At 62.8% G+C, this 12,455-nt stretch carries 10 protein-coding genes; 3 read left to right on the forward strand and 7 right to left on the reverse strand.

Annotated elements, in window-relative coordinates:
• Nucleotides 1–9: 9 nt before the first annotated feature.
• The 4 genes from guaA to DMX11_RS17945 all read right to left on the reverse strand — a co-directional run bounded on the left by guaA (nt 10) and on the right by DMX11_RS17945 (nt 4,582).
• Nucleotides 10–1,587 (reverse strand): glutamine-hydrolyzing GMP synthase, encoded by a 1,578-nt coding sequence (gene guaA, locus DMX11_RS17930; protein WP_110745720.1) that lies wholly within the window; start codon nt 1,585–1,587, stop codon nt 10–12.
• A 78-nt stretch (nt 1,588–1,665) separates the two neighbouring features.
• Nucleotides 1,666–3,135, reverse strand: a complete 1,470-nt coding sequence (guaB, locus tag DMX11_RS17935) for an IMP dehydrogenase (protein ID WP_003255025.1) — start codon at nt 3,133–3,135, stop codon at nt 1,666–1,668.
• A gap of 86 nt (nt 3,136–3,221) precedes the next feature.
• Complete coding sequence (locus DMX11_RS17940) at nt 3,222–3,779, reverse strand: sugar ABC transporter ATPase (protein ID WP_110745721.1); 558 nt, start codon at nt 3,777–3,779, stop codon at nt 3,222–3,224.
• A gap of 47 nt (nt 3,780–3,826) precedes the next feature.
• Entirely contained in the window at nt 3,827–4,582 is a 756-nt protein-coding gene (locus DMX11_RS17945; RefSeq protein ID WP_110745722.1) for a sulfite exporter TauE/SafE family protein, read from the reverse strand.
• A gap of 350 nt (nt 4,583–4,932) precedes the next feature.
• Here DMX11_RS17945 and xseA point away from each other — a divergent pair, with 350 nt between their 5' ends.
• The 3 genes from xseA (at nt 4,933) to leuA (ending at nt 9,227) form a co-directional block, all read left to right on the forward strand.
• Nucleotides 4,933–6,312 (forward strand): exodeoxyribonuclease VII large subunit, encoded by a 1,380-nt coding sequence (xseA, locus tag DMX11_RS17950; protein ID WP_028698084.1) that lies wholly within the window; start codon nt 4,933–4,935, stop codon nt 6,310–6,312.
• 3 nt (nt 6,313–6,315) lie between these two features.
• Nucleotides 6,316–7,143 carry a M23 family metallopeptidase gene (locus DMX11_RS17955; RefSeq protein ID WP_110745723.1) on the forward strand — a complete coding sequence of 276 codons (828 nt, stop codon included), beginning with the start codon at nt 6,316–6,318 and terminating at the stop codon, nt 7,141–7,143.
• Between the two features lie 410 nt (nt 7,144–7,553).
• Entirely contained in the window at nt 7,554–9,227 is a 1,674-nt protein-coding gene (gene leuA, locus DMX11_RS17960; protein ID WP_110745724.1) for a 2-isopropylmalate synthase, read from the forward strand.
• Between the two features lie 154 nt (nt 9,228–9,381).
• Here the strand turns inward: leuA and DMX11_RS17965 are convergent, their stop codons facing one another.
• From DMX11_RS17965 to zwf, 3 genes are read right to left on the reverse strand one after another with little or no spacing between them, the layout of a single operon-like run.
• Nucleotides 9,382–10,062 carry a bifunctional 4-hydroxy-2-oxoglutarate aldolase/2-dehydro-3-deoxy-phosphogluconate aldolase gene (locus tag DMX11_RS17965; protein ID WP_110745725.1) on the reverse strand — a complete coding sequence of 227 codons (681 nt, stop codon included), beginning with the start codon at nt 10,060–10,062 and terminating at the stop codon, nt 9,382–9,384.
• 17 nt (nt 10,063–10,079) lie between these two features.
• Nucleotides 10,080–10,793, reverse strand: a complete 714-nt coding sequence (gene pgl, locus DMX11_RS17970; RefSeq protein ID WP_110745726.1) for a 6-phosphogluconolactonase — start codon at nt 10,791–10,793, stop codon at nt 10,080–10,082.
• Nucleotides 10,780–12,249, reverse strand: coding sequence for a glucose-6-phosphate dehydrogenase (zwf, locus tag DMX11_RS17975; RefSeq protein WP_110745727.1), 1,470 nt, complete (start codon nt 12,247–12,249; stop codon nt 10,780–10,782). The genes pgl and zwf overlap by 14 nt, the downstream gene beginning before the upstream one ends.
• Between the last annotated feature and the right edge of the window lie 206 nt (nt 12,250–12,455).

The raw sequence follows: 12,455 nt of genomic DNA on the forward strand, positions 1-12,455 counted from the left end.
TGGCTCAGCTTATTCCCACTCGATCGTGGCTGGCGGCTTGCTCGACACGTCGTAGGTAACGCGCGAGATACCGTCGATTTCGTTGATGATACGGCCGCTGACGGTTTCCAGCAGCTCGTACGGCAGGTGTGCCCAACGCGCAGTCATGAAGTCCACGGTCTCGACGGCACGCAGGGCGACAACCCAGGCGTAGCGACGGCCATCGCCGACGACGCCAACCGACTTGACCGGTTGGAACACCACGAATGCCTGGCTGGTCTTGTGGTACCAGTCGGCCTTGCGCAGTTCTTCGATGAAGATGTGGTCAGCGCGACGCAGGATGTCGGCGTATTCCTTCTTCACTTCACCCAGGATACGCACGCCCAGGCCAGGGCCCGGGAACGGGTGGCGGTAGACCATGTCGTACGGCAGGCCCAGCTCCAGGCCGATCTTGCGCACTTCGTCCTTGAACAGTTCACGCAGCGGCTCGACCAGCTTGAGGTTCATTTCCTCCGGCAGCCCACCGACGTTGTGGTGCGACTTGATCACGTGGGCCTTGCCGCTCTTCGCGCCAGCCGACTCGATCACGTCCGGGTAGATGGTGCCCTGGGCAAGGAACTGGATGTTCTCCAGCTTGCTGGCTTCGGCATCGAAGATGTCGATGAAGGTGCGGCCAATGATCTTGCGCTTCTTCTCCGGGTCGGCTTCGCCTTCCAGGTTGTCGAGGAATTGCTTTTCAGCATCGGCGCGGATGACCTTGACGCCCATGTTCTCCTTGAACATGGCCATTACCTGGTCGCCTTCGTGCAGGCGCAGCAGGCCGTTGTCGACGAATACGCAGGTCAGCTGGTCGCCAATGGCGCGGTGCAGCAGCGCGGCAACAACCGAGCTGTCCACGCCGCCGGACAGGCCCAGCAGGACGTTGGCCGAACCGACTTGCTCACGCACTTGGGCGATAGCGTCTTCGACGATGTTGGACGGGGTCCACAGGGCTTCACAGCCGCAGATGTCCTGCACGAAACGGGACAGGATGCGACCGCCCTGCTTGGTGTGGGTCACTTCCGGGTGGAACTGCACGCCATAGTAGCCGCGGCTGTCGTCGAACATGCCGGCGATCGGGCAGCTGGGGGTGCTGGCCAACACGTGGAAGTTGCCTGGCATCTGGGTAACCTTGTCGCCGTGGCTCATCCACACGTCCAGGCCCAGTACGCCGTCGTCATCAACATGGTCTTCGATGCCGTCGAGCAGGCGGCTCTTGCCGACCACGTCCACGCGGGCATAACCGAATTCACGCAGGTCGGAACCTTCGACCTTGCCGCCCATCTGCTCGGCCATGGTCTGCATGCCGTAGCAGATGCCCAGCACCGGCACGTTCAGGTCGAACACGGCCTGCGGGGCGCGCGGGCTATCGGCTTCGTGGACCGACTCGGGGCCGCCGGCGAGAATGATGCCGCGCGGGTTGAATTCGCGGATCGCTTCATCGGCCATGTCGAACGGGTGCAGTTCGCAGTAAACGCCGATTTCGCGCACGCGGCGGGCGATCAGCTGGGTGTACTGGGAACCGAAATCGAGGATCAGGATACGGTGAGCGTGAATATCGAGGGCCATGACTCAATCTCGTCAGTGGAAATCGGAAACGACGCGGGGCTGTCGTGACAGCCCCGCTTGCAAATGTTGCTGGAAGCCTCAGCCTACGCGGTAGTTAGGGGCTTCTTTGGTGATCTGCACGTCATGCACGTGGGACTCGGCCATGCCGGCGCCGGTGATGCGTACAAACTCCGGCTTGGTGCGCATTTCTTCGATGGTTGCGCTGCCGGTGTAGCCCATGGACGAACGCAGGCCGCCCATCAGCTGGTGGATGATCGCGGCCAGTGCGCCCTTGTAGGGAACGCGACCTTCGATACCTTCCGGTACCAGCTTCTCGGCACCGGCCGAGGAATCCTGGAAGTAACGGTCGGACGAGCCTTGCGCCTGTGCCATGGCACCCAGCGAGCCCATGCCACGATAGGCCTTGTAGGAACGGCCCTGGAACAGTTCGACTTCGCCCGGGGCCTCTTCGGTACCGGCGAACATCGAACCCATCATCACGCAGGAAGCACCGGCAACGATGGCCTTGGACAGGTCACCGGAGAAGCGGATGCCGCCGTCGGCGATCAGTGGCACGCCAGTGCCTTCCAGTGCTGCGGCGACGTTGGCGATGGCGCTGATTTGCGGCACGCCGACACCGGCAACGATCCGGGTGGTGCAAATAGAGCCTGGGCCGATACCGACCTTGACGGCGTCAGCGCCTGCTTCAGCCAGGGCCTTGGCGGCAGCGCCGGTGGCGATGTTGCCGCCGATCACCTGCACTTGCGGGTAGGTTTCTTTCACCCAGCGCACGCGGTCGATCACGCCTTTGGAGTGACCGTGGGCGGTGTCGACCACAACCACGTCAACGCCGGCAGCCACCAGGGCAGCAACGCGCTCGCCGGTGTCCTTGCCGGTGCCGACGGCAGCGCCAACGCGCAGGCGGCCCTGGTCGTCCTTGCTGGCCAGCGGGTAGGCCTTGGCCTTTTCGATGTCCTTGACGGTCATCATGCCCTTGAGGTTGAACTTGTCGTCAACGATCAGGACTTTTTCCAGGCGGTGCTTGTGCAGCAGTTCGCGGACTTCGTTCTTGTCGGCGCCTTCGCGGACGGTGACCAGGCGCTCTTTTGGCGTCATCACGTCGCGAACCTTGGCGTCCAGGCGGTTTTCGAAGCGCACGTCACGGGACGTGACGATACCGACCAGGTCGCCGTTGGCCAGCACCGGTACACCGGAGATGTTGTTCAGGCGGGTCAGCTCGAACAGGTCGCGCACGGTAGCGTCGGCGTCGATGGTGATCGGGTCCTTGACCACGCCAGCCTCGAACTTCTTGACCTTGCGTACTTCGCCGGCCTGCTGCTCGATGGTCATGTTCTTGTGGATGATGCCGATGCCGCCTTCCTGAGCCATCGCAATGGCCAGGCGCGCTTCGGTCACGGTATCCATGGCGGCGGAAACCAGCGGAATGTTCAGCTCGATGCCACGAGTCAAACGGGTCTTGAGACTGACTTCATTGGGCAGTACCTCGGAATAGCCAGGTACAAGGAGGATATCGTCGAAGGTCAGGGCTTCTTGGCTGATACGCAGCATCGCGGGGGCTCCCGGGCGGGAAAAATGGAAGCGCGCCATTATACTCATGCACGGCGCGCCGCTCAATGCAAAATAAGGGCCTTCGGTCAGCCTTGTGGCAGTTTTACCTGCACCACGGTCACCGGCTGGTCGAGCCAGTCGGCGAAGCTGTCGAGAAAAGCCTGGGTAAACCCGGCCTCGCCCCAGTTGTTGAAGATGAACCCCAGGTTGGAAAAGGCACATGGCTGCAGGTAAATGAAGCCATTGATGTCATCTTCGAAGCCGCACAGCGGGCAGGTGAAGTTGTCGCTCACCGCCGGCATCCACTCTTCCAGGCTTTCGAACAATGGCTCGCCCACCTCGCGCCGGCACTCCGGGCAACCGGCTTCTTCGAGAAAACCGTCGGTGGGTGTATAGATGCAGCGCTTGAGCATCACCTCCAGGCCGTTGACTGGCTCGCCGAAGGGCAGTTTTTCCGGGTGCAGGGCCACTTTGCGCGCCCCTGCCGCCAGGGCATGGCCCATGCGGTTGCCGGTGCGGCCACAGGTGGTCAGCTGTTCCTCGACGACCTTTTCGCGCACCAGCCAGCGCAGGATGGCGCGGGCCCGGGCTTCGTGCACCGGCACGGTAGACAGCTTGGGAACGATGATGCTCTGGGTGTTCATGAACGGGACTGGCCTGCAAAACTGCGGTAATGGCGCAATTCTACCGCTCAGGCGCTGAGGTAGCGACCGATCAGCGCCAGGCCGCTGGCCAGCACCAGCCAGGTGACCAGCCGTACGAAGGCTTCGCGGGATAACCGGTGGGTCAACCGACGCCCTACCCACAGGCCAATGAACATGACAGGCAGCAGGCAGGCGGCGAGCAGCAGCAGGCTTTGGTCGGCATAGACACCGGCGATCAGGAACAGCGACAGACGTACCAACGTGCTGCAGCTGATCAGCGCGCTCTGGGTGGCGCGAACTTCCTCCTTTACCTCCAGGCGCGCACTCAGGTACAGCGCATAGAGGAAGCCGCCGCTGCCAAACAACGCCCCGAACAGCCCGCCCACCGTGCCCATCGGCACCGCCCAGAACCCGGACAGGTTAGCCGGCCGCACCTTCAGCGCCAGGCCGTACAGCGCATAGGCGGTGACGAACAGGCCCATCAACAGCATCAACAAATCGGACTTCAACTGCAGCAGGAACACCACACCCAGCGTGCAGCCTATGGCCATGAACGGCAGTAGCCGCAGCAACTCGCTGCGCACTACATCACGGCGCGATGGCAGCAAGTTGCCAAAGGCCGCGACGAAATCCAGCAGAACCAGCAGCGGAATGATCCGCGACAGCGGCATGAAGTGGATCAGCACCGGGCCGGCCACCAGCGCAGTGCCGAAACCGGCGATGCCGAAGACGATGTAGGCGGCGGCGATGGCCATGAGGATGGGGAGCCAGTCTTGGGGGGTCAGGGAGAGCTGAGCGAGCATCGTGCCGGGTTCCTGGGTAGTCCTTTTATCCGTCGCGGGATTGCGGCGGGGCGAATGGGTGCATGCCTTGAAGGTTATAGTGCCTGTGAGATCGAGCGCCGCCCGCGCGGCGCATCGCGAGCTGCGCTCGCCAGATATTCCTGCGGTGTTTGCGCGCGAACGCCTTGGCGCCTGGCACGCTATCGCACTGCGGCAACAAGGCGGCCGCGCGCGCTTGGTACAGGTAATATTGGCCCGAAACAGACGTAGGAGCGAGCGCAGCTCGCGATGCGCCGCGCGGGCGGCGCTCGATCTCACAGGCACCACAAACCCCAAGACATGCACTCACCCAGCCCAGTATCATGCCCACCATGATCAGAGACCCCTTCGAACGACTCGGACTGGACCGCGAGGTCCTCACCGTCAGCCAACTCAACGGCCGCGCCCGCGTGCTGCTGGAAGACGTTTTCCGCAGCGTGTGGGTGGAAGGCGAAATCTCCAACCTCGCCCGCCCGGCGTCCGGCCACATGTACTTCACCCTCAAGGACAGCGGCGCCCAGGTGCGTTGCGCGTTGTTCCGGCAAAACGCCACGCGGGTGCGCCAGGCGCTGCGCGACGGCCTGGCGGTGCGGGTACGCGGCAAGGTTTCGCTGTTCGAAGGGCGGGGCGACTATCAGCTGATTCTCGACACCGTCGAGCCAGCCGGCGATGGCGCGCTGCGCCTGGCCTTCGAGGCCCTTAAGGAAAAGCTCGGTGCCGAGGGGCTGTTCAGCACCGAACGAAAGAAGCCACTGCCGGCTCACCCGCAGCGCATCGGCATCATCACCTCGCCCACCGGCGCGGTGATCCGCGACATCATCAGTGTGTTCGGCCGCCGTGCCCCGCAGGTGGAGCTGAACCTGATCCCGACGGCGGTACAGGGCCGCGAAGCCATCGCGCAGATCGTACGCGCCATCCGCCTGGCCGACAGCCTCGGCTTCGATGCGCTGATTCTGGCGCGTGGTGGTGGTTCGCTGGAAGACCTCTGGTGTTTCAACGAGGAAGCCGTGGCGCGTGCCGTGGCCGCCTGCGTCACGCCCATTGTCAGCGCCGTGGGCCATGAAACCGACGTGTCGATCAGCGACTTCGTGGCTGACGTGCGCGCGCCCACCCCGTCGGCTGCCGCCGAGCTGCTGGCCCCTGACAACAGCGGCCTTCGGCAACGCCTGGATGGCCTGCAACGGCGCCTGCTCTTGCGCATGCAGAACCGCCTGACCCACGACCGCCTGCGCCTGGAGTCACTCACCCGCCGCCTGCGTCACCCAGGCGAGCGTTTGCGCCAGCAGGCTCAACGCCTGGACGACCTGGACATGCGCCTGCGTCGCGCGTTCATGCTCAACCTCAACCAGCGCCGCGAACGCCTGGCACGCCTGGACGCCCGCCTGGCCGCGCAGCATCCGGGCCGTAACCTGAAACTGCTGAACCAGCGCCTGGACAGCCTGGCCGAGCGCCTGCCACGGGCCATGCGTGAGGTGCTCAAGGACCGCCGCCAGCGGTTCCAGGCCCAGTTGCAGACACTGCAAGTGGTCAGTCCGCTGGCCACCTTGGCCCGCGGGTACAGCATTTTGCTGGATGAACAAGGCCAGGCCATTCGCAGCGCCGAACAGACCCGCAATGGCCAACGCCTGACTGCCCGCCTGAACGAAGGCGAGCTGCTGGTGCGGGTCGAAGACAACCACCTGACCCCGGTCACCCTTTCACTACTGGACTGACACATGCCCCGCCTGCTCGCGCCCCTGCTCGCCCTTTCTCTGTTGCTGCTGGCCGGCGGTGCCCAGGCCAGCTACATCACCCGCGCGCTGAACAAACCAGTGCCGGGCGGCGTGGCGGTGATCGACCTCGGCCCCGCCGCCAGCGCGCCAAGCGCCCGCTTTGACGGCAAACCGGTGCTGGTGGTGAAGGAACAGGACAACTGGCTGGCCATCGTTGGCATCCCGCTGACCCAGAAACCCGGCACCGCCGTGCTGAGCCAAGGCGGGCGTACCCTGCCCTTTTCGGTCGGCAGCAAGAAATACCCTGAACAGCGCATCACCTTGAAGAACACCCGCCAGGTCAACCCGAACCCGGCCGACCTCAAGCGCATCGACCGTGAGTTGGCCGAGCAGATCAAGGCCTACCGCAGCTTCAGCCCGAACCTGCCGAGCAACCTGATCCTCGACAAACCGGTCAGCGGCCCGCTGTCGAGCAAGTTCGGCGTGCGCCGCTTCTTCAATGGCGAAGAGCGCAACCCGCATGCCGGGCTGGACTTCGCCGTGCCGGCGGGTACGCCGATCAAGACCCCGGCCAATGGCAAGGTGATTCTGGTGGGTGACTACTTTTTCAATGGCCGCACGGTGTTTGTCGACCATGGCCAGGGCTTCATCAGCATGTTCTGCCACATGTCGAAAATCGATGTGCAGGTCGGCCAGCAACTGCGCCGTGGCGAGGTGGTCGGCCGGGTGGGTTCGACCGGGCGGGCTACCGGACCGCACATGCACTGGAATGTCAGCCTGAACGATGCACGGGTGGATCCAGCGATTTTCATTGGTGCGTTCCAGCCCTGAAATTGCGCCGCCTGCTTCGCGGGCGCGCCCGCTCCTACAGGTATTGCGCCACGTCGCAGGGGCGTGCCAGCGAAGGTGGCCAGCGCAGTCGACAGCAGTTCAACTGTGTTGCGCCATCGAAAAATACTGCGCAAAAATCAATAAGCACCTAAATAATATGAGCCATAAAATCTCGTCTTATTGCTTTTTTTAAGCATTTATCTCAATTTTTCCCGAACGCTTGCCATCCCCCACCCCACTGGTTAAGTTTGAAGGCATGAAAACCTTCAGCACCCTCATCCTGCTCCGACAACATCGCAGCCTCTGCCTGGTCAGCGCCCGACTACCAGGCTGATTCGCGTCGCCTCGCCTCTTCATCTCGTTATTGCTCGGCAGGCCCGATCTCGGCCGCACACAAAAGGATTGCTTCCATGACCATGCTCAAAGACCCTTCGAAGAAGTACCGCGCCTTTCCGACCATCGACCTGCCCGACCGTACCTGGCCGTCGAAGACCATCACCGCAGCCCCTATCTGGTGCAGTTCCGACCTGCGTGATGGCAACCAGTCGCTGATCGAGCCGATGGACTCGGAGAAGAAGCTGCGCTTCTGGAAGACCTTGGTGCAGGTTGGCGTAAAGGAAATCGAAGCGTCGTTCCCGTCCGCCTCGCAAACCGACTTCGACTTCGTGCGCACCTTGATCCAGGACGGCCACATCCCGGACGACACCACCATCCAGGTGCTCACCCAGGCGCGTGAAGACCTGATCGCGCGTACCTTCGAGTCGCTGCGCGGGGCGAAAAAGGCCATCGTCCACCTGTACAACGCCACCAGCCCATCGTTCCGCCGCATTGTCTTCAACCAAGACAAGCAAGGCGTGAAGGACATCGCGGTGAACGCGGCCAAGCTGTTCGTCAAGTACGCTGCCCAGCAGCCGGAAACCCACTGGACCTTCCAGTACTCGCCAGAAACCTTCAGCGCTACCGAAATGGAATTCGCCAAGGAAGTCTGCGATGCGGTCATCGAGGTGTGGAACCCGACGCCTGAGCACAAGATCATCCTCAACCTGCCAGCCACCGTCGAAGTGTCGACGCCGAACATCTATGCCGACCAGATCGAGTGGTTCTGCCGCAATGTCAGCCGCCGCGACAGCGTGATCATCAGCCTGCACTGCCACAACGACCGTGGCACCGGCATCGCTGCCACCGAACTGGGCCTGATGGCCGGTGCCGACCGCGCTGAAGGCTGCCTGTTCGGCAACGGCGAGCGTACCGGTAACGTCGACCTGGTGACCCTGGCACTGAACCTCTACACCCAGGGCATCGACCCGCTGCTGGACTTCTCCGACATCGACGGAGTACGCAAGGTGGTCGAAGAGTGCAACCAGTTGCCGGTGCACCCGCGTCACCCGTACGTGGGCGACCTGGTCCACACCGCGTTCTCCGGCTCGCACCAGGACGCCATTCGCAAGGGCTTCGCCAAGCAGCAGGAAGGCGAGCTGTGGGAAGTGCCGTACTTGCCGATCGACCCGGCGGACATCGGCCGCAGCTACGAGGCAGTCATCCGCGTCAACAGCCAGTCGGGCAAAGGCGGCATCACCTACCTGCTCGAGCAGGAATACGGCATCAGCCTGCCACGTCGCATGCAGATTGAGTTCAGCCAGGTGGTACAGGGTGAAACCGACCGTCTGGGCCTGGAAATGACTGCCCAGCAAATCTACAGCCTGCTGCACAAGGAATACCTCCAGGCGAACGCGCCGTACGCGCTGGTGAGCCACCGCCTGCAGGAAGAAAACGGCCACAGTGCCGTGGAAGTGGAAGTTGCCGGTGAAGGTGAAACCACCCTGCACTGGCGCGGCAAGGGCAACGGCGCCCTGGAAGCCCTGGTAGCCGGCCTGCCGGTTGCGGTGGAGATCATGGACTACAACGAGCATGCGATTGGCGCTGGCACCAACGCCAAGGCAGCAGCCTACATCGAGTTGCGCGTGGCCGGCGGTCGCCCGATACATGGTGTGGGTATCGATGAAAACATCACCACGGCCAGCTTCAAGGCCCTGTTCAGTGCCCTGAACCGTTCGCTGAGCCAACAGGAAGCCCAAGCTGCCTGATAGTTCTACCCAACAAAAAAACCGCATCCTGGGATGCGGTTTTTTTTCGCCCGAGTCTCTCGGGAAGGCTTCATGCACCGGCTATCCACAGGCGCGGCCCATAAAAAAAGGGCGCCGACCAAGCGCCCCATAAGCCGTAAAGCACACAACAAATTCAGTTGGCGTCCAGCAGCGCCATCGCCTCGGCACTGCACGCTTCGATCCGCGCCCAGTCGCCGTTCTTGATCCAGCTGCTGTCGAGCATCCAGGTGCCGCCCACGCACATCACATTGGGCAACGCCATGTAGTTACGCACATTGGCCGGGTTCACGCCGCCAGTCGGGCAAAAGCGTATATCGCCGAACGGGCCGCCAAAGGCCTTGATCGCGGCCACGCCGCCGCTGATTTCTGCCGGGAACAGCTTGAAGCGGCGATAGCCCAGCGCGTAGCCCATCATGATTTCGGACGGTGTGCTGATGCCCGGCAGCAGAGGTATCTCGCTTTCTACACCGGCTTCGAGAATATCCTGAGTAATACCCGGGGTAACGACGAATTGCGCACCCGCAGCTTCAACGGCGGCGAACATGCCGCGATCAAGCACGGTACCTGCGCCGACGCATAGCTCCGGGCGCTGTTCGCGCAGCACCTGGATGGCCTTCAGGCCATGCTGTGAGCGCAACGTAACTTCCAGGGTGCGGATGCCGCCCGCGGCCAAGGCATCGGCCAGCGGTAGGATGTCTTCCTCACGGGCGATGGTGATCACCGGCAGGATGCGCGCCTTCTCGCAAATGGCGTCGATCCGCGCGGCTTTGTCGGCCATCGAGAGCTTGGACTGTGGGCGTTCGAGGGTGGTCATGACTGTGGATCCTTGGCTCATGGGCACCAGTAGATGTCCAGGGGGGCGTGAAGAAAAGCGCGAATCGGCATTTCGTTAAGGTCGTTGCCAGCCAGCGCGGCGCGCAGGGTAGCGAGTTTGCCCTGGCCTTGCACGGACAGCGCGGTAAAGGCAGCACTGGCCAGCAGCGAACGGGTCAGCGACAGGCGCTGGTGCGGCACGCTCGGCGCCAGCAACGGCAGGCAGCGGCGCGGGCTGGCCAGGTCCAGGCCGGCGACCAGATTGGGGCTGCCGGGGAACAGCGAGGCGGTATGACCATCGTCACCCATGCCCAGCACCAGCACGTCGATCGGCGGCAGGCCGGCCAAGGCCTGGTCAGCCTTGAGTGCAGCGGCATCCAGGTTATCTGCCTGCTGGTACAGGCCAACGAAGCGGGCCTTGGCCGCCGCGCCCTTGAGCAGGTGGCGGGCCAGCAGGCCGGCATTGCTGTCGGCGTGCTCCACCGGCACCCAGCGCTCATCGGCCAGGCTGACAGTGACGTTGGCCCAGTCCAGGTTTTCGCTGGCCAGTTTTTCCAGAAACGGTACCGGGCTGCGGCCACCGGAAAGCACCACGCAGGCCTGGCCCTTGGCCGCGATGGCCGCACGCAGGCGCTCGGCCACGTCGTGTGCCAATGTGGCAGCCAGTGACTTGGCATCCGGCAGGCTATGCGCCTTCGCAGCCGCCGGCAGTTTCAGTTCAGATATCCCCATACCACGCCCTCCCATCGCGCGTTATCAGTGCAATCGAGCTCATCGGCCCCCAGGAGCCGGCCGCGTAAGGCTTGGGCGCATCACCTGCGTTGCGCCAACCGGCAATCAACTGGTCGCACCACTTCCAGGCATACTCGATTTCGTCCTTGCGCACGAACAGGTTCTGGTTGCCGCGCATCACTTCGAGCAACAAGCGCTCGTAGGCATCCGGAATCCGCGCACTGCGCCAGGTGTCGGAAAAATTCAGCTGTAACGGGCCGCTGCGCAGTTGCATGCCCTTGTCCAGGCCCTGTTCCTTGGTCATCACCCGCAAAGAAATGCCTTCGTCCGGTTGCAGGCGGATGATCAGCTTGTTACCGATCTGCAAACGCTGTTCCGGGGCGAAGATGTAATGCGGGGTTTCCTTGAAGTGGATGACGATCTGCGACAGCTTTTGCGGCATGCGCTTGCCGGTCCGCAGGTAGAACGGTACACCTGACCAGCGCCAGTTGCGGATGTCGGCGCGCAAGGCGACGAAGGTTTCAGTGTCGCTCTGGGCGTTTGCGTTGTCTTCTTCCAGGTAACCCGGCACCGGCTTGCCGTCGCTGTAGCCGGCAATGTACTGGCCACGCACCACACGAGTGCTCAGGCCGTCGCCGGTGATCGGTGCCAGTGCCTTGAGCACCTTGACCTTCTCGTCGCGGATGGCATCGGCAGACAACTCGCTGGGCGGGTCCATGGCAATCAGGCACAGCAGCTGCAACAGGTGGTTCTGGATCATGTCGCGCAATTGGCCAGCCTTGTCGAAGTAGCCCCAACGGCCTTCGATACCGACCTTTTCGGCGACGGTGATCTCCACATGGGAGATGGAATTCTGGTTCCACTGGGTTTCGAACAGGCTGTTGGCGAAGCGCAGGGCAATCAGGTTCTGCACCGTTTCCTTGCCCAAATAGTGGTCGATGCGGTAGACGCGGCTTTCAGGGAAGAAGCGCGCCACAGCATCGTTGACCCGTCGCGACGACTCAAGGTCATGACCGATGGGCTTTTCCAGCACCACCCGGGTGCGCGCGGCCAGCCCGGCCTTTTCGAGGTTTTCACAGATGGCCCCGTACACCGCAGCCGCTGTGGCGAAATAGGCGATCAGCGGCAGTTCGTCTGGCAGCTGCTCGGCCAAGGCCTGGTATCCCTCGGGCTGCAGGAAGTCCAGGTGCTGGTAGCTCAGCCTGGCGAGGAATCGGCCCAGGGCGGCGGGTTCGATATCGGCTTCGGGCACATGACGGCGCAAGTGGGCTTCAATGTGGTCCAGATGCGCCTGCGCGCTGCCAGCTTCGCGGGCCAACGCCAGCAGGCGGGTGTCCGGGTGCAACAGATTGGCCCGGTCAAGCTGATAAAGCGCAGGAAACAACTTGCGCAATGCCAGATCGCCGAGGGCGCCAAACAGGGCAAAGGTGCAAGGTTCGACACTGATCGCAGCCATGATGTTGGTTCTTTCCTAAAGTTGGTCTAGGAATACCGCTTTCACATACGGTTTTCAAGGGATAATGTAGTAAAAACCACAACATTACACACAAGTGTTACAGACAAGTGGTACGTCAACCGCACCGACAGTACGATAGACGACCGTGCAAAAAGCCTGCTGCTCCCACAGCCGGCTGTCTTCCCGACCCAAGGACACACCCATGG

The sequence above is a fragment of the Pseudomonas sp. LB-090624 genome (assembly GCF_003205205.1).
Classification (GTDB): Bacteria; Pseudomonadota; Gammaproteobacteria; order Pseudomonadales; family Pseudomonadaceae; genus Aquipseudomonas.